20 protein-coding genes are annotated in these 16,638 nt (G+C 73.6%); 7 read left to right on the top strand and 13 right to left on the bottom strand.

The window, feature by feature from the left end:
* Positions 1 to 43: 43 nt before the first annotated feature.
* Together CHB94_RS09790 and CHB94_RS09785 are read right to left on the bottom strand one after the other, a co-directional pair.
* Positions 44 to 295, bottom strand: coding sequence for a glutaredoxin family protein (locus CHB94_RS09790; RefSeq protein WP_089336393.1), 252 nt, complete (start codon positions 293 to 295; stop codon positions 44 to 46).
* Positions 288 to 1,835 carry an AMP-binding protein gene (locus CHB94_RS09785; RefSeq protein ID WP_089336392.1) on the bottom strand — a complete coding sequence of 516 codons (1,548 nt, stop codon included), beginning with the start codon at positions 1,833 to 1,835 and terminating at the stop codon, positions 288 to 290. Before CHB94_RS09785 ends, CHB94_RS09790 begins: the two co-directional genes overlap by 8 nt.
* Positions 1,836 to 2,032: 197 nt before the next feature.
* Between CHB94_RS09785 and CHB94_RS09780 the strand changes: the two genes are divergently transcribed.
* The 3 genes from CHB94_RS09780 to CHB94_RS09770 all read left to right on the top strand — a co-directional run bounded on the left by CHB94_RS09780 (position 2,033) and on the right by CHB94_RS09770 (position 5,055).
* A complete protein-coding gene (locus CHB94_RS09780) occupies positions 2,033 to 2,761 on the top strand; it encodes a sigma-70 family RNA polymerase sigma factor (RefSeq protein ID WP_089336391.1) in 729 nt (242 codons plus the stop codon).
* Between the two features lie 115 nt (positions 2,762 to 2,876).
* A complete protein-coding gene (locus CHB94_RS09775) occupies positions 2,877 to 4,052 on the top strand; it encodes a DUF5667 domain-containing protein (RefSeq protein WP_089336390.1) in 1,176 nt (391 codons plus the stop codon).
* 136 nt (positions 4,053 to 4,188) lie between these two features.
* Positions 4,189 to 5,055: an HAD family hydrolase gene (locus CHB94_RS09770; RefSeq protein ID WP_254920543.1), complete on the top strand. Its 867-nt coding sequence runs from the start codon at positions 4,189 to 4,191 to the stop codon at positions 5,053 to 5,055.
* 203 nt (positions 5,056 to 5,258) lie between these two features.
* Here the strand turns inward: CHB94_RS09770 and CHB94_RS09765 are convergent, their stop codons facing one another.
* The 6 genes from CHB94_RS09765 to CHB94_RS09740 all read right to left on the bottom strand — a co-directional run bounded on the left by CHB94_RS09765 (position 5,259) and on the right by CHB94_RS09740 (position 9,892).
* Positions 5,259 to 6,167, bottom strand: coding sequence for a lysophospholipid acyltransferase family protein (locus tag CHB94_RS09765; RefSeq protein WP_089336510.1), 909 nt, complete (start codon positions 6,165 to 6,167; stop codon positions 5,259 to 5,261).
* A complete protein-coding gene (locus tag CHB94_RS09760) occupies positions 6,160 to 7,266 on the bottom strand; it encodes an NAD-dependent epimerase/dehydratase family protein (RefSeq protein ID WP_089336388.1) in 1,107 nt (368 codons plus the stop codon). The genes CHB94_RS09765 and CHB94_RS09760 overlap by 8 nt, the downstream gene beginning before the upstream one ends.
* 5 nt (positions 7,267 to 7,271) lie before the next feature.
* Positions 7,272 to 7,424 (bottom strand): hypothetical protein, encoded by a 153-nt coding sequence (locus CHB94_RS26940; protein ID WP_438264931.1) that lies wholly within the window; start codon positions 7,422 to 7,424, stop codon positions 7,272 to 7,274.
* Positions 7,425 to 7,725: 301 nt separating this feature from the next.
* On the bottom strand, positions 7,726 to 8,067 hold the full coding sequence (locus CHB94_RS26125) for a helix-turn-helix domain-containing protein (protein ID WP_254920542.1): 342 nt from the start codon (positions 8,065 to 8,067) through the stop codon (positions 7,726 to 7,728).
* Between the two features lie 302 nt (positions 8,068 to 8,369).
* Entirely contained in the window at positions 8,370 to 9,188 is an 819-nt protein-coding gene (gene proC, locus CHB94_RS09745; protein ID WP_089336387.1) for a pyrroline-5-carboxylate reductase, read from the bottom strand.
* Positions 9,185 to 9,892, bottom strand: coding sequence for a hypothetical protein (locus CHB94_RS09740; RefSeq protein ID WP_089336386.1), 708 nt, complete (start codon positions 9,890 to 9,892; stop codon positions 9,185 to 9,187). Before CHB94_RS09740 ends, proC begins: the two co-directional genes overlap by 4 nt.
* Before the next feature lie 80 nt (positions 9,893 to 9,972).
* Between CHB94_RS09740 and CHB94_RS09735 the strand changes: the two genes are divergently transcribed.
* Positions 9,973 to 10,515, top strand: a complete 543-nt coding sequence (locus CHB94_RS09735) for a type 1 glutamine amidotransferase domain-containing protein (protein ID WP_254920541.1) — start codon at positions 9,973 to 9,975, stop codon at positions 10,513 to 10,515.
* Between the two features lie 12 nt (positions 10,516 to 10,527).
* Here the strand turns inward: CHB94_RS09735 and CHB94_RS09730 are convergent, their stop codons facing one another.
* Both CHB94_RS09730 and CHB94_RS09725 read right to left on the bottom strand, forming a co-directional pair.
* Positions 10,528 to 11,340 carry a hypothetical protein gene (locus CHB94_RS09730; protein ID WP_089336384.1) on the bottom strand — a complete coding sequence of 271 codons (813 nt, stop codon included), beginning with the start codon at positions 11,338 to 11,340 and terminating at the stop codon, positions 10,528 to 10,530.
* A complete protein-coding gene (locus CHB94_RS09725; RefSeq protein ID WP_089336508.1) occupies positions 11,340 to 12,284 on the bottom strand; it encodes a Ppx/GppA family phosphatase in 945 nt (314 codons plus the stop codon). Before CHB94_RS09725 ends, CHB94_RS09730 begins: the two co-directional genes overlap by 1 nt.
* A gap of 152 nt (positions 12,285 to 12,436) precedes the next feature.
* On the opposite strand from CHB94_RS09725, the gene CHB94_RS09720 reads away from it, so the two are divergent.
* The gene (locus CHB94_RS09720) at positions 12,437 to 13,267 is read left to right on the top strand and encodes a DUF3109 family protein (RefSeq protein ID WP_089336383.1); all 831 of its coding nucleotides are present in this window, start codon (positions 12,437 to 12,439) and stop codon (positions 13,265 to 13,267) included.
* On the opposite strand, the gene CHB94_RS09715 is transcribed toward CHB94_RS09720, so the two are convergent.
* Positions 13,154 to 14,248, bottom strand: coding sequence for a helix-turn-helix domain-containing protein (locus tag CHB94_RS09715; protein WP_089336382.1), 1,095 nt, complete (start codon positions 14,246 to 14,248; stop codon positions 13,154 to 13,156). The genes CHB94_RS09720 and CHB94_RS09715 overlap by 114 nt on opposite strands.
* A gap of 82 nt (positions 14,249 to 14,330) precedes the next feature.
* On the opposite strand from CHB94_RS09715, the gene CHB94_RS09710 reads away from it, so the two are divergent.
* A complete protein-coding gene (locus CHB94_RS09710) occupies positions 14,331 to 14,534 on the top strand; it encodes a hypothetical protein (protein ID WP_089336381.1) in 204 nt (67 codons plus the stop codon).
* 10 nt (positions 14,535 to 14,544) lie between these two features.
* On the top strand, positions 14,545 to 14,739 hold the full coding sequence (locus CHB94_RS09705; protein ID WP_089336380.1) for a DUF3072 domain-containing protein: 195 nt from the start codon (positions 14,545 to 14,547) through the stop codon (positions 14,737 to 14,739).
* A 4-nt stretch (positions 14,740 to 14,743) separates the two neighbouring features.
* Here the strand turns inward: CHB94_RS09705 and CHB94_RS09700 are convergent, their stop codons facing one another.
* Positions 14,744 to 15,430: a winged helix-turn-helix domain-containing protein gene (locus CHB94_RS09700; RefSeq protein ID WP_089336379.1), complete on the bottom strand. Its 687-nt coding sequence runs from the start codon at positions 15,428 to 15,430 to the stop codon at positions 14,744 to 14,746.
* A complete protein-coding gene (locus CHB94_RS09695) occupies positions 15,427 to 16,629 on the bottom strand; it encodes a sensor histidine kinase (protein ID WP_089336378.1) in 1,203 nt (400 codons plus the stop codon). The genes CHB94_RS09700 and CHB94_RS09695 overlap by 4 nt, the downstream gene beginning before the upstream one ends.
* Positions 16,630 to 16,638: the final 9 nt, after the last annotated feature.

Below are 16,638 nucleotides of genomic sequence, written 5' to 3'. Positions count from 1 at the left end.
GCCTCGGGACGGGGCCGGCGGCGGGGCCCTGCAGGGGGTCGTCTCAGGTGATCCCCAGATCCCGCCGGAGCCGGACGACGTCGACGGTGAAGTACGAGTGCTCCTGCCCGTCGAGCAGGACGACAGGCACGCGATCGCCGTATTCCGCCCGGAGCTCCGGATCGCCGTCGACGTCGACGACCTCAGGGACCAAGCCCGCCTCGCCGCCGATCCGGGCCAGCGTCTCCGCGGCCGTCTCGCACAGGTGACAGCCGGCCCGGGTGAGCAGCTGCAGGCGCGGCGCGGCGTCAGTCATCGGCGACCACCCCCACGTCCCCGGCCGTGTCCTGACCGGTCAGGCCGAGCTCCCGCAGGCGGGCCCGACTGACCTTGCCCGTGAGCGAGTGTGGCAGGGCCGGCAGGAAGTGCACCGACGTCGGCACCTTGTAGCGGGCCAGCGACTCCGCGGCGTGCGCCCGGAGGTCCTCGAACGTCAGGTGCTCACCGGGCCGGACGACGACGACGGCGCGGACGGCGGCGCCGGTACGCGGGTCGGGTACCCCGATGACGGCGCTCTCCGCGACGGCCGGATGGGTGTCGAGGACCCGCTCCACCTCCGCCGGGTACACGTTGAAACCGCTGACCAGGATCAGGTCGCTGCGCCGGTCGACGAGGTGCAGATCGCCGTCGGCGTCGCGGTAGGCCAGGTCGCCGGTGCCCAGCCACCCGTCGGCGTCCGGCGCGTCCGCGCCGTCGGGCCAGTAGCCGGCGAAGAGGTTCGGACCACGCAGCCAGATCTCACCGGGCCCCTCGAGGTGGTCCTCCGGGTCCAGCCCTTCCGCACTGGACTCCGTCATGGCGGTGTCGCGGAGCTCGAGCTCCAGACCCGGCACGGGGCCACCGATGCAGTTGGGCTTGGCCCGACCGGTGGCCAGCGTGCTGGCCACGACCGGCGCCGCCTCGGTCAGCCCGTAGCCCTCCCAGACGGTGACGGCGGCCCTGTCCCGCATGGCCGTCCAGACGTCCTCGGGCAGCGGAGCGGCGCCGGAGGAGGCCATCCGCATCGCGGCGAACCCACGGCGCAGCTCGGCGTCGTTGCCGAGGGCGTCGGCGGTGGCCAGCCAGGCCTGGTACATCGGCGGCGCTCCCGGCACGGCGGTCACCTGCTCCTCGGCCATGAGCGTCAGCGAGGCGCGTGGGTCGAACTGCTCCTGCAGCACCGCGCAGGCACCCGTGGCGGCCACGAGCCCGAACCCTGCGTTGAGGCCGTACACGTGGAAGAGCGGCAGGACCAGCAGCACCCGGTCGTCCTCCCGCACCGGCGGCGGGGTCATGGCCAGGCACTGCTCCTGGTTGGCCCGCAGTGCGGCGGCGGTCAGGATCGCGCCGCGGGGGCGGCCCGTCGTCCCACTGGTGTAGGCCAGGAACGACGGCGCCTCGGGATCGATCGCCACCTCGGGCGGCGGACCGTCGGCGTCCGGCGGACCGGTGCAGACCGGCACCCCGGCGACCGGGGACCGGTCGGTCGCCGCCACCAGGAGCCGGGCGCCCGAGTCGGAGAGGACGTACTCCAGCTCGGCATCGGTGTAGGCGGTGTTGACCGGGACGACGACCAGACCGGCGCGCAGAGCACCCAGCGCCGCGCACAGCCAGTCCAGTCCGTTGGGGAGCTGGACCGCCACCCGGTCACCGGGCGCGAGATCGTGCGCCGTGTACCCGGCTGCGGACCGGTCGACGGCGGCGTCCAGCTCGGCCCAGCTCAGCCGCCGGTCGGCAGCGACCACAGCGGGCGCCTCGGGTCGGCGTCGGGCGGCGGTCCGCACGAGTTCGGCCAGCGACGTGCCTGCCTCTTCCACATCTCCTCCGTTGGAGCTGCTGCGACGAGCCGGCCGCCGGTGGCACGGATGGGTGCGTTCGGGCAAGCTGGCGTGGACGGGCTGTAGCGATGTTGTCACTATGGGACCAGCCCCGCAGCATCGCGCGCCGCCCCCGTCGGACGCGCTGGGGAGAGACGGTCCTGGTACGCGGGCCGACGAGGAGGTCGATCGCCCGCATGCCGCATCCGCTGGACGCCGAGCGGCCGCCGGCCGCCTCGCGCCCGAGACCCTCGCCGCGGCCGCGCCCCACACCGCATCCGCGGGCCAGCACGGAGATCCTGCCCTCGCCCGGGAGCCGGCCCGACGACGCGGAGCCTCTCGCCGAGGAGGAGCTCGCCGAGCTCGCCCCGGCCCCCGCCGGCGTGGATGTCTGGGCGCTGGTCCGTCAGGCGCAGGAGGGCGACGCGGAGGCGTTCGGCCGGCTCTACGACCACTACGTGACGATGGTCCACCGGTACGCCTACCACCGGGTCGGCGACCGGGCGACCGCCGAGGACATCACCAGCGAGACGTTCGTGCGGGCCCTCCGCCGGATCGACTCGCTGTCCTTCCAGGGCCGGGACGTCGGCGCCTGGCTGGTCACGATCGCCCGCAACATCATCCGCGATCACGTGAAGAGCAGCCGTTACCGGCTCGAGGTCACCACCGCGGACATGCGCGACGCCGACCGGGCCACCGACGGCCCCGAGGACGCGGTCCTCCAGCACCTGACGAACCAGCAGCTGCTGGAGTGCGTCCGACAGCTCGGCAGCGAGCAGCAGGAGTGCATCGTGCTGCGCTTCCTGCACGGTCTCTCGGTGTCCGAGACCGCCCAGATCATGGGCAAGAAGGACGGCGCCATCAAGGCGCTCCAGCATCGCGCGGTGCGCCGCCTCGGCGGCCTCCTGCCGGAAGGTCTGCAATGACCGCGAAGAAGATCGTCGGGGGCGTAACCGAATCCCCCGACCCGTCGTTGGATCGGGTGCAGCGAGGTGGGCCGGGCGATGGCCTCCTCGCAGGATCGACGTCCGGAGGCCACAGGTGAGCGCGTACGACCGCCCGGGCCATGCCCGTGAGGACATGGCCGTCGCGGCGCTGCGCCGGCTCGCTCCCTCCCTCGACGGCGAGCCCGACCCCGACTTCCGCGCCGCCACCCGCGCCCGCCTCGTCGCGATGGCCGCCGTGCGCACACCCGCCCAGGCGCCCGCCTCGGGGCTGCAGCGCCTCCTGGCCGGACGCGCGCCCGAGCTCCCGCCCGCTCGCCGGCGGGCGAGGTTCACCGCGGGCCTGACCGGCGCGGCGCTGACCGTGACCGCACTGGCCGCGCTGGTGGCCGTCGCCGACGGAGCCGGTCCCGGGGACGTCCTCTACGACCTCAAGCGGGGCACGGAGCAGACGCAGCTCGCCCTGGCCGGCGACTCCCGCGGCCGGACGCTCCTGGATTTCGCCAGCACCCGGCTCGACGAGCTGGAAACCCTCGTCGCGGACGGCGCGACCGCCCTGCCGGCCGCGACCCCCGCGGACCCTGCCGGGGGGACCGTCTCGGCCACGGGCCCTGACCCGGCCCTGGTGCTCGAGACGCTGCGGACGATGGACGGGCAGACGCAGCAGGGCGCGGTCTGGCTGGCCGAACGCGCGGTCGCGACCGAGGACGCCCGGCCGCTGGAAGATCTCGCCGAGTGGGCGTTCGCGCAGGCCGGCGGGCTGGCCGCGCTCGAGGGGCTGGTCCCCGACGCCGCCGCCGACGCTGTCGAGCGGTCCCTGACGCTGCTGGCCGAGGTCGGTGCTCGGACCGGCGGCCTGGAGGCGGCTCTGGCCTGCCCTGCCGGACCGGCTGTCGAGGGCAGCGACGACCTCGGGCCCGTGCCCGCCGCCTGCGCCGCTCCCGAGGTGACCCCGCCGGGGCCGACGGGTGGCGGCGGCACCGATCCCGGGACCGGCCAGCCGGGCGGCGGCACGGCCCCGGAGGTGACGACTCCTGCGCTCCCGACCGTTCCGCCCGCGGCGGTTCCGACCACGACCGGTCCGGGCACCGGCGGGGGCCCGGGTGTGCTGCCCACTCCGGTCGTCCCGACGCCGACGCCGACGACGCCCGGTGACGGCCTGCTGCCGCCGCTGCCGTCCTCGGCGCCGAAGGCGCCCTCGAGTCCCACCATCCAGCTGCCGCCCGGCTCGGTGAGCGTCTGTCTCCCACCCCTGGGCGTCGGCAACTGCTGACCCGTCGGAGCAGGCCCCACCGATCCCGCTAGGGTCCAGGCATCGGGCCCTCGAGCAGGGTGGCGGATCGATCGCAGGGAGGTCGCTCGTGCCGCGAGTGCCGTTGCCGGGCCGCCGGTCCGCACGCGCCCAGACGGTGACCGATGAAGAGACCCGGGCGCACGTGGCCGGGGCCGCCTCCGCGGCGGCCGCCGAGGTGGCGGGTCCGCCGGCCGTCACGCCGGACCTGACGGCCGCGGCGTTCTTCGACGTCGACAACACGATGATGATGGGCGCCTCGCTGTTCTGGTTCGCCCGCGGACTGGCCGCCCGGAAGTACTTCTCCAGCCGGGACCTCTACGGCTTCATCTGGCAGCAGGCCAAGTTCCGCATCGCCGGCAACGAGAGCGCCGACGACATGCACACCATCCGCGAGAACGCCCTCGCGTTCGTCGCCGGTCGCCCGGTCGAGGAGATCGTGCAGGCCAGCGAGGAGATCTACGACGAACTGATGGCCGACCGCATCTGGGCCGGCACCCGCAGGCTGGCCCAGCAGCACCTCGACGCCGGGCAGCGCGTCTGGCTGGTGACCGCGACACCGGTCGAACTGGCCTCGATCATCGCCCACCGGCTGCGGCTGACCGGCGCCCTGGGCACCGTGGCCGAGGTCGTGGACGGCAGGTACACCGGCCGGTTGGTGGGCGAGCTGATGCACGGTCCCGCGAAGGCGGAGGCCGTCCTCGCCCTGGCCGAGCGGGAGGGGCTGGATCTCAGCCGCTGCACCGCCTACAGCGACTCCGCCAACGACCTGCCGATGCTGTCCCTGACCGGCACGGCGGTGGCGGTCAACCCCGACACCGAGCTCCGCGCGGTCGCGCGGGCGCGGGGCTGGACGATCCGCGACTACCGGACGGGCCGGAAGGCGGCGAAGATCGGGGTCCCCACCGTCGCCGCGGCAGCTCTCTCCGGCGGCCTGGTCGGCGGTGCGGTGGCGCTGCGCCGACGCAACAAGTTTCCCTGGTGATCCTCCGGATCACACCGCGGCCACGAGCCGTGCCCCTGCTGCGCCGAGCCGTTGCTACCACTCCTCGGGGAGCCTTCGGCCCCCACTCGTCGCGGCACCTCGCGGGGCGGCTCACGTACGGTCCCGCGGGTCCGTCCCGTTCCCCTGATGGGTTGCGCGGCTCGTGACACTCCTCGGGGAGCCTCCGGCCCCCGCTCGTCGCGTCAGCCGAAGACGCTCTTGCGCTGCAGGAGCAGCTGGTAGATCGAGTGCTGGATCGTCTCGCGCACCTGGTCGGTCAGGTTGAAGACGAGCATGGGGTCCTCCGCCGCGGCGGGTCCGAACTGGGCCGTCTCGATCGGCTCCCCGAACGCGATGAGCCACTTCGACGGCAGCGGCACCAGGCCGAGCGGGCCCAGCAACGGGAACGTCGGCGTGATCGGCAGGTAGGGCAGCCCCAGCAGCCGGGCCACCGTCTTGGCGTTGCCGATCATCGGATAGATCTCCTCGGCACCGACGATGGCGCACGGGATGATCGGGACGCCGGTCCGCAGGGCCGCTGTGACGAAACCTCCCCGGCCGAACCGCTGCAGCGTGTACCGCTCGCGGAACGGCTTGCCGATGCCCTTGAACCCCTCGGGGAAGACACCGACCAGCTCTCCCGCGGTGAGCAGCCGCTCGGCGTCCTCGTTGCAGGCCAGCGTGGTGCCCATCTTGCGGGACATCGTGCCGATGAACGGCAGCTCGAAGACCAGGTCGGCACCGAGGAGCCGGAGCCGGCGCCGGGCCGGGTGCTCGTCGTGCAGCGCCACCATCGTCATCAGCGCGTCGGCCGGGAGGGTGCCCGAGTGGTTGGCGACCACCAGTGCCCCACCGGTGGTCGGCACGTTCCCCAGCCCCTGGCTCTCGACCCGGAACCACTTCCGGAACAGCGGGCGCAGCGCCGGCAGGAGCAGATGATCGGTGAGGTCGGGATCGAAGCCGAACTCGTCGGTCTCGTACTCGCCGGTCATCCGCCGGCGGAGGAACTCCAGCCCGCCGGCCAGCTGCTCTTCCCAGTTCGCTGCCGACGCCGCCTGGACGTAGGGCTCGTCGTCGTCGGGACGGAGCGGGATCACCCGGGCCTCAGGCATCGCGTACCGCCCGGAGTCCAGGAGCCGGCGGCGGCGGATGCAGCCGCTCACCGACCGCGGACGCGGTGTCGCCGGCGCGCTCCACCACCGACCGGAGGTGTGAGGTGACCGAGTTCACCAGCCGCGGCGAGACCACCGGCGGCACGGTGCGGGCGTAGTCGGCCAGCGCGGCCTCCGCGGTGTAGCGGGGTGTGTAGCCGAACTCCTCGCGGAGCACCGTGGTGTCGACCACTCGGCCGAAGTTGAGGAACCGCATCTGCTCCGGGGAGTAGTCCACGAAGCCGAACCGCCGGGACAGGCGGCCGACCGACCCGAGGGCCGGCGAGGGCAGGGGAATCTCGATGCGGCCCAGGCGGCGGATCGCCTGCGACAACAGCAGGGTGCCCTCGCCACCGACGTTGACGGTGCCGGTGAACGACCCGGTGGTCGCCCGGGTGAGCACCGCGCGGGCATCGTCCTCGTGCAGGAGCTGGACCCGGGCGTCGTACCCCAGTGCGGTGGGCACCACGGGCATGCGGAAGAAGCCGGTCAGCAGGGAGTCGATCCGCGGACCGATGAAGTTGGTGAAGCGAAGCACCGCGACGTCGACGTCGGGCCGGCGGCGCGAGAACGCGCGGACGTAGCCCTCGATGTCGAGACTGTCCTTGGCGAAGCCGCCGGAGGGCACCGCCCGGGCCTGCATCGCCTCGGTGAACACCGCGGGATCCCGCGAGGACGCCCCGTAGACCGCGCTGGTCGATTTCAGCACGAACCGGCGCACCGACGGTGCCCGCTGACACGCGGCGAGCAGCTGCATGGTGCCGATGACGTTGAGTTCCTTCATCGGCACCCGCCCGCCGGATCCCGCCGGGGTGGAGCTGATGTTCATGTGCACGACGGTGTCGACCGACGCCGCCGCGATGACCTTGCCGATCAGCGGGTTGCGGATGTCGGCCCGCACGAACTCCGTGCGCCCGAGACGGCGCAGCGTCTCCTGCGACGGCGGGACGGTGTCCACACCGATGACTCGCCCGATCGACGGGTCGGCCGCCAGCTCGGCCGCCAGCGCGCCACCCAGCCACCGGCTCACACCGGTGACGAGAACGACCGCTGGCGGCACGTGCGTCAGCTCACTTCTTGTTGCGTCGCTGAACGCGCGTCTTCTTCAGCAGCTTGCGGTGCTTCTTCTTCGCCATCCGCTTGCGCCGCTTCTTGATGACCGAACCCACGTGGTGCTCCCGACGTCGTCACGAAATAGATCAGCTCGAACGTGAACACCGGACCAGGGGCCCGGTGTCACCCGGCGTCCGAGCGTACCGGCCGCCCCGCGACGCTGTAACACCGTCACCCTCCGGGCGACACCGCGACCACGTTGCGACGACATCGCGATCCTCCGGATCGCACCGCGACCACGTGCCACGCCCCGCCATGCGGGGTGCGTCATGTCACGCCTTCGGGAACCCTCCGGGGGCCGCTCGGCGCGACACCCCGGCCAGGCGCCGGCTCCCGTCGGGTGGAACCGGCCGTGGCCCCGTCCAGAGGCTCACCCGGAGCGAGGGATGAGGAGGACGGGGTCCTCTCACGCGATGTCGGTGTAGGCGTCGCGCAGGTAGTCCTGCACGGCCCGCTCCGGCACGCGGAAGGAACGGCCGACGCGGACGGCGGAGAGCTCGCCGGCGTGGACGAGGCGGTACACGGTCATCTTCGAGACGCGCATCATCGCGGCGACCTCGGCGACGGTCAGGAACGTCACCGCGGCACGCGGGGCCGGGACACTGGGGCGGCCGAGCGGCATGGCGGCCGGGTGCTGAGGCGGAACGGGGCGGGCCATCGTGGCGGCCATGGGGCGGCCGACGGGCCGGGGGCCGGGCACGCCCGGACGGGACATCGCGGGGGCGGCAGCGCGCTGGGGCATGGTCATGTCTTCGTCTCCGGACCTAGCTCATGTCGTGGCGCCGGCTTCCCCACCGGCAACTGAACACGCATGCGCTGCCACAGAGCGTAAGGGGACAGGCGTGACTGGTGCGATGGGTGAATCGAACAGGCGGACCGGTCCGTCCTCGGCAGAACTACACGTATGAAACACCCGAGAACTGTTGTGCGGCGAGTTTCGCGACACCGTCACGAGTCGATGACGGAGAGTGCTGGCGTCGGGTCGACATGTGGACTACCGTGCCCGGCCGCGCGCCAGCCGCCCGAGCCGTCGCAGCGACCCCCTGAACCTCAGGCCTTGTCGCGTCCGAGCTCGACCGAGCGGGCGTGCGCGGCCTCGATCGCCGCGATCAGCGCCGCCCGAACACCGTGCCGCTCCAGCTCCCGCACGGCGGCGATCGTCGTCCCCCCGGGACTGGTGACCGCCTCTCGCAACTGGACCGGGTGCTCGCCGGAGTCGCGCATCATCACCGCCGACCCCAGCGCCGTCTGCACGATCAGGTCGACGGCCAGCGTCCGCGGCAGTCCGAGCAGGATGCCGGCGTCCACCATCGCCTCGACCAGGTAGAAGAAGTACGCCGGCCCGCTCCCCGAGAGCGCCGTGACGGCGTCCTGCTGGTCCTCCGGCACCCGGCGCACCCGTCCCACGGCGGCCAGCAGCGCCTCCGCCTCGTCGAGGTGCTCGTCCCCGGCGTGCGCACCCGCCGAGAGCACGCTCATGCCCTCGTCCACCAGAGCCGGGGTGTTGGGCATGACCCGGACGACCGGGATGCCGTCGGGCAGCGCGGCCTCGATCCGCTTCGTCGGCACCCCGGCGGCCACGGAGACGACGAGGTGGCCGGTGTCCACGTGCTGGCTCAGCCGACTCAGCAGGACGTCGATGTCCTGAGGCTTGACCGCGAGCAGCAGGACCCGCGCGCGGACGGCGGCCTCACCGAGGTCGACGGCGCCCACCCCGTAGCGCTCGGCCAACTGGGCAGCCCGCTCGGGGCTGCGCTCGCACACCAGGATGCCGTCCGGTCCTCCCCGGCGGACCAGCCCCGACAGCAGGGCCTCACCGATCTTCCCGCCACCGATGATGGCGAGGCCACGACGACCCGAGGCGGTCACGAGCGGCCACCCGGCACCTGGGTCACGGCCACGCGGACCGTGTCTCCGGCGGCGACCAGCCGCCGCTGCTCGTGGATCAGGACTCCGTAGGGCATGACGAGCTCCCAGCTGTCGGGCGTGCGGCCGTTCCAGGCCGCCCGCTCCCCGGCGATGGCGATCAGGCGCGGATCGGACACCGCGATGCCCGGGCGCCCCTCCGCGGCCATGAGGACGTTGAGGCAGCGCACGAACGCGAGGTCGGTGGCGCCGCGGCGCCCCGGCCCCCGGACCAGGCGGACGTGTCCGCCGGCCAGCTCCCGGCACCGGGTCTCGGCGCCGGGCTCGCCCGCGCGAACGATGACGCCGGCGCCGGGCAGGCCGACGGCGTCGACGTCAGCGGCCGGTCCGGCCAGGACGACCGCGAGCCCGGCGTCGAGGGCCGCGGCGGCCACCGTCCGCGCGCCGTCGGTGTCGACCGGAACGCTCAGCTCGCAGGCGGCGGCCAGGCCGGCGGCGGACACTTCGCGGACGAGCTCGAGCAGCGCGGGAGCGGAGGTCTCCCCCGGCCGGGGCACGTGCTCCAGGGCCACCGTGCAACCGTCGTCCACGAGCGCGCCGGCGACCCGCACCACGTCCGCCACGGCGGGCAGCGGCCGGGCCAGGACGCGACCGGACAGCCGTCCCGCCCACAGGCGGCGCAGCTCGGATCCGGGGCGCACGGGCACGCCGGAAACCGTAGTGCGCCGGTGTGTGTCCCGTCCGGGGCCCGGGTAGCCGCCGCCCCATGGCAGGAGAGCTGAGCGGGATGAAAGTGGCCGTGCTGGCGACGGACGGAGTGGAGCAGGTCGAGCTCGACCGGCCGTGGCAGGCGCTCGAGGAGGCCGGCGCCGAGCCGGAGCTGGTCTCCCTCCGGACCGGCACGATCACCGCCTACGACCACATCGAGAAGGGCGACAAGAAGCAGGTCGACGCCGTCGTCAGCACCGCCGACCCCGACGGCTACGGAGCCCTGGTCCTGCCCGGCGGCGTCATCAACGGCGACTTCCTCCGTGCCGACTCCGATGCCGTGGCCTTCGTGACGTCCTTCTTCGAAACCGGCAAGCCGGTGGCGGCGATCTGCCACGCCCCCTGGGTGCTCATCGAGGCCGGGGTGGTGCACGGCCGCCGCATGACGTCGTGGCCGTCGCTGGCGACCGACCTCCGGAACGCCGGCGCCGACTGGGTGGACGAGGAGGTCGTCGTCGACGGCAACCTGATCACCAGCCGCAACCCCGACGACCTCGACGCGTTCAGCGCCGCCATCCTCGAGGAGTTCGCGCGCGCGGAGGAGGAGGGGACCGGCGGCTGAGCCGCCGCCGCGTCAGGAGCCGGCGGCGAGCAGTCCGGCCGCGGGCGCGATCGTCAGCAGCGTCCCGGCGAACACCAGGATCGCCAGCAGCCGGGGGCCCACGGGCTCCCGGCCCTGGCGCTGCCGCCAGACGCCGACCCCCGTGACCAGCCCGGTCACGGCGAGGGGGGCGAGCAGGACGGCGACGTGCGGGACGATCTCCCACAGCACGGTGGCGGCGAAGTAGACGCCGACGCCTGCGGCCAGTGCGATGACCAGCTCGCCGGCGAACCGCAGCCAGGCCAGCGCGCTCTCCCGCGGCGTGGCGTCGTCGTCGAGGTCGGCGGCGATCTGGTCGGGCCGGACCACCGGGATCGGCCCGGTGGAGGGATGGTCCGGTTCCCGGGCCGGGCGGGAGGTGGCCCGCTGTGCTGCCCGCTGGCCGACCGGCTCGGAGACCTGGGGCCCGCGGAGGGGAACCGGCGCGCTGGGCATCGCCGAGCCGGCGGGGACGCCGGGTTTGCGATCCGGCCGCAGGCCGGGAATGGCCGCCGTCGACGAGTCGGGCGCGGCGATCCGGGGCTGGCGCCGGTCGGGATGCTGCCGCCGCTCCACGGCCGGGGGCGTCGCGCCGGACTGGTCGCCGCGGCGTCGTCCGTACCCGGTCGGGCCGGCGACGCCGTCGGCGGCCGCGGCCGCGGCCCGCCGCTGGCGGATCCCGGTCTCCTCGGGATCGTCCCAGGACCGGCGACGGGCGGCCCGGTTGGCGGACTCGATGCCGGCCTCGCGCAGGATCTCGGCGAGTGAGCGTCCTCCCGTGTCCGGGTTCCAGTCCGGCTCGGCCATCACGACCCTCCCATCGAGTCCAGCCTGCGCAGGATGACACCCTCCCGCAGCGCCCACGGACAGATCCTCACGCACCGTACGTCCAGCGCACGCATCGTTGCGGCTGCCACCACGGCGCCGGCCGGAACCTGGTGCGCGCGATCGGGTGAGACACCTCGCAGCTCGGCCAGCGCGGCGGACTCGATCCGGGACACGAAGCCGACGAGTTGGCCCAGCCCGTCGGCGTTCAGCTCCCGGGGGACCTGCAGACCGGCCGAGTAGGGGGCGGCACCGGTCAGCCGGGCCAGCGTCCGGAACGTCTTGCTGGTGGCCGCGACGAGATCCGGCTTGCCCGTTCCACGCAGTTTCTTCGCGGCCGGCTGGAGCAGGTCGGTGGCATACGACTCGAGCGTGGACAGCCCGGCGAGATCGGGCCGCCCGCCCGCCTGCGCCTCCGGCAGGAACCGCCGCGTCATCCGCCCGGCGCCCAGTGGGAGCGAGAGCGCGACGTCGGGGTCCTCGTCGACCCCGCAGGCGAGTTCCAGGGACCCGCCACCGATGTCGAGGACCAGCAGCCGCCCCGCGCTCCAGCCGAACCACCGGCGGACGGCGAGGAAGGTCAGGCGGGCCTCCTCCTCACCGGTGAGCACCTGCAGGTCGACACCGGTCCGCCGGCGGATCCGGTCGAGGACCTCCAGGCCGTTCGACGCCTCGCGGATCGCGGACGTGACCATCGCCAGGAATTCGTCGCAGCCGTGCTTCTCCGCCTGGACGCAGGCCTCCTGCACCGCTCGGAGCAGCGCCTTCTCCCCCGCCTTCGACAGCACGTCGTCGGGGCCGACGTGCTCTGCCAGCCGCAGGACCGACCGGTCGTCGTGCATCGGTGTGGGGTGTGCGCCGCGGTGGGCGTCCACCACCAGCAGGTGCACGGTGTTCGATCCGACGTCCAGCACCCCGAGTCGCATGGCCTCAGTCTGCCGGGCTGGGCAGATGAGCCCGGAGGTGGCTGCCGTCCTCTCCCGGATCCAGCGCACGACGTCCCTCGTCCGCGACCGGGCCGCGCCGGCAGCGCGGCATCCCGTCCTCGGCGCAGGGCGCCACGGCCTACGCTCACGGCGTGCCGGACGATCCGCTCGAGGAGGTCCCTCTCGACTTCGCCCGGGAGTGGGTGGAGTTCCCCGACCCGGCCGATCCGCAGCACGTCGTCCGGGCCGACCTCACCTGGCTCACCTCCGCCTGGACGTGCATCTTCGGGCGGGGATGCGCCGGCGTGGTGGAGGGCCGTCCCGACGACGGGTGCTGCAGCCACGGCGCCTTCTTCACCGACGAGGACGACCTGGCGCGGGTGACGGCGTCGGTCGCCGTCCTCACCGACGACGACTGGCAGCTGGCTCCGGTCGGGCGGGCGGCCTGGACCGAGGAGGATTCCGCCTCGGACGACGCGGCCCTCGACGACGGTGAGGAGCGGTCGCTGCGCACCCGGGTCGTGGACGGGGCGTGCGTGTTCCTGAACCGGCCGGGGTTCCCCGGCGGCACGGGCTGCGCGCTGCACCGGATGGCCCTGCGGACCGGCACGCACCCGCTGACCACGAAGCCTGACGTGTGCTGGCAGCTCCCCGTGCGCCGGTCGCAGGAACACGTGGAGCGTCCTGACGGCACGCGGGTGCTGGTCTCCACGATCGGGGAGTTCGACCGGCGAGGCTGGGGCCCGGGCGGCGCCGACCTGCACTGGTGGTGCACCGGCGCGCCCCTGGCGCACGTCTCCCCCGAGCCGCTGGTCGACACCTACGCGCCCGAGCTGACCGAGCTGCTCGGGGAGGCCGCGTTCGCGGAGCTACGCCGGCTGGCCGAGGTCCGCCTCGACCAGGGGCTCGTCGCGCCCCACCCGGCCAGCCCCCCGACCGGGCCGGTGCCCGTCGAGCTGCACCGGCGCCGACCCGGCGGCTGAGCCGTTCGTGGGGCTGCCCGCCCGGAACGTCTGCCGGTAGGCCCGTGGGGAGACGCCCCGCCGGCGTGCGAACTGCTCGCGCAGCCCGGCGGCGGTGCCGAAGCCGACCAGCCGGGCGATCTCCTCCACGGGGGCGTCGGTCTCCTCCAGCAGCGCCTCGGCGGCGGCGAGCCGTTGGCCGAGCAGCCAGGCGTGCGGCGTCGTCCCGGTGGTCGCCTTGAAGCGCCGCGCGAAACTCCGGGGGCTCATCAGTGCCCGGCGGGCCAGCGTCTCCACGCTGATCTCCTCCGCCAGGTGGGCCGAGGCCCACTCGAGCACGGCGCCGAGCAGATCGTCGTGGAAGGCCGGGACGGGGGCGTCGATGTACTGCGCCTGTCCGCCGTCGCGGTGCGGCGGGACGACCATCTCGCGGGCCAGGGCATTGGCCGCGGCGGCGCCCCACTCCCGCCGCACCAGGTGGAGGAGGGTGTCGACGCCGGCCGCCGTCCCGGCGCCGGTGATGACCTGGCCGTTGTCGACGTAGAGGACCGACGGGTCGACCTGCACGGTCGGGAAGCGGGCGGCCAGTTCGCCGGCGTACTTCCAGTGCGTGGTCACCCGCTTGCCGTCGAGCAGCCCGGCCGCGGCCAGCACGAAGGCGCCGGTGCAGTGGCTGACGATCGTGGCGCCCCGCGCGTGTGCCTCCCGGAGGGCGTCGAGCAGGGCAGGTGAGGGCACCCGGCCGAACAGCTCCCAGGCGGTGATCGACACGATGTCGGAGCGGGCCAGCCGCTCCAGCCCGTGCTCCACCGTGATGGGGATGCCCGTGTCGGTGCGCAGCACGCCCGGCGCCTCGCAGACGAGGGCGAAATCGAAGCGGGGCAGGCCCATGTGCCGCCGGTCGTAGCCGAACACCTCCGCGCTCACGCCGAGGCCGAAGCTGCCGACGAGCCCGTCCGCGACGACGACGCTGACCACGAGAGGGCGCACCGGTTCGGTCATGCACACATCATGGCAGAAATCTTGCGGCGCTGGTCACTTCTGCCACTCGTATCGGCCAGCGGTCGGGCGCAGTCTTCTGTCCATGTTGCTGATCACCTGCCCCGTCACCCGGACCGACGAGCTGGTCGCCGACCGGCGGATCCGATCGGTCACCAACAAGCCGACCCACATCGCCCTGCACGTGGAGTGCCCCGCGTGCGGGAGCATCCACGTCTACCGGACCGGCCGCCGGTGGGCCGCCGCCGTCGGTGCCGCTCAGGAGGCGCGCGTCCCGGCGCACGCCTAGCATCGAACACATGAGCGAATCGCAGCCGAACGCGGCATCCCCGGAGAAGGACCCGGCCGACTGGGTGACCGGCGACGAACCCGCCACCGGAGCCCAGAAGAGCTATCTCGAGACGCTGACCCGGTCCACCGACGAGGAGGTCCCGGAGGACCTCACGAAGGCCGAGGCGTCGAAGAAGATCGACGAGCTCAAGGGCGACGGCTGAGCCGTCACGCCTCCAGCTTGTAGCCCAGACCCCGCACCGTGAGCAGGTACTTGGGGTTGGCCGGGTCGGGCTCGAGCTTGGCCCGCAGTCGCTTGACGTGGACGTCGAGGGTCTTGGTGTCGCCCACGTAGTCCGAGCCCCAGACCCGGTCGATGAGCTGGCCGCGGGTGAGCACGCGGCCGGCGTTGCGCATCAGGTACTCGAGCAGGTCGAACTCCTTCAACGGGAGTGGGACCTGCTCGCCGTCCACGGCGACGACGTGCCGCTCGACGTCCATCCGCACCGGACCGGCCTCCAGCACCCCGTCGTCGGGTGCCGCCTCGGCGGCGTCCCCCCGGCGGCGCAGCACGGCCCGGATCCGGGCGACGAGCTCGCGCGCCGAGTACGGCTTGGTCACGTAGTCGTCGGCGCCGAGTTCCAGGCCGACCACCTTGTCGATCTCGGCGTCCTTGGCGGTCAGCATGATGATCGGGACGTTGCTGCGGCTGCGCAGCGCGCGGCAGACCTCGGTCCCCGGCAGCCCCGGCAGCATGAGATCGAGCAGGACGATGTCGGCACCCGCCCGGTCGAACTCCGCCAGCGCGGCGGGGCCGGTCGCCGCCACCACGGCGTCGTAGCCCTCCCGACGGAGCATGTAGGACAGCGCGTCGGAGAAGGACTCCTCGTCCTCCACGACCAGGACACGGGTCATGAGCCTTCCTTCAGAGCATCGTGGGCGACAGCATCCGTGGTGGTGGAGTCGCCCTGGGTGTCAGAGATGACGAGCGGGATGCGGAGGGTGAACGTCGAGCCGAGCCCTTCCTCGCTCCACACGGTCACCGTCCCCCCGTGGTTGCTCGCGACGTGCTTGACTATCGCCAGCCCCAGTCCGGTGCCTCCCGTGCTGCTGGCCCGGGACTGGTCCACCCGGTAGAAGCGCTCGAAGACGCGCTGGCGGTCCTTGCGCGGGATACCGACGCCACTGTCGGTCACGGCGATCTCGGCGAACCCGGACCGCGCCCGGGCGGCGACTGCGATCCGATTCTCCCCCTCGCTGTAGGCGACGGCGTTGGCGAGCAGGTTGGTCACCGCCGTGACCAGCTGGCTCTCCACCCCGCGGACGACGAGACCGGCCTGACCGCCGACGGCGATCTGCAGGCCCTTGGCCTTGGCGGCGGTGCGGGTCCGGTCCACCGCTTCGGCGATCACGTCGTCGACCTGGACCGGCACGAGCTCGGGCAGCGGCTCACCGCCCTGCAGCCGGGAGAGGTCGATCAGCTCGCGCACCAGCCGGGCGAGCCGGTCGGCCTCGCACGCGATGCGGCCGGCGAAGCGCTGCACGGCCTCGGGGTCGTCGGCGGCCTGCTCGATCGCCTCGGCCAGCAGCGTGAGCGCACCCACCGGGGTCTTCAGCTCGTGCCCGACGTTGGCGACGAAGTCACGGCGCACCGCCTCGGTCCGGCGGGCTTCGGTGACGTCCTGGAGCACCAGCGCGACCGGTCCGGGAAGGGGCAGCGTGCCGCTGTGCAGCCGGACGCCGTGCACCCCCATCAGCCGCGGGCCGGAGCCGGCGAGGTCACCGGGCAGCCGGACGTCGGCCCGCCGGCTGCCACCGTTGCGGACGGTCTGCACGAGGGACAGGAGCTCCGGCACGAGCAGCCGGCTGCCGCGGACGATGCCGAGGGCCCGGGCGGAGGGGTTGGCCAGCAGCACCGCGTCGTCGACGTCGACGAGCACGACAGCGGGATCCATGAGATCCAGCAGCCGACGAGCGAACGCCGCTTCGGGCGGTCCCACGGCGGCGGCATCGGAGCCGGAACGCTCGAGGTCCCGGGGGAAGCGGAGGATGACCGTGGCGGCCACGACCCCACCCAGGACGAGGCCGACCACCAGGGCGACCAGTGGACTCACGCCCCGATG

It is taken from the genome of Blastococcus mobilis, from assembly GCF_900188025.1.
GTDB classification, from domain to species: Bacteria; Actinomycetota; Actinomycetes; order Mycobacteriales; family Geodermatophilaceae; genus Blastococcus_B; species Blastococcus_B mobilis.
Note: the sequence above shows the minus strand (reverse complement) of the source record. Positions and strands in the feature narration are given on the sequence as shown.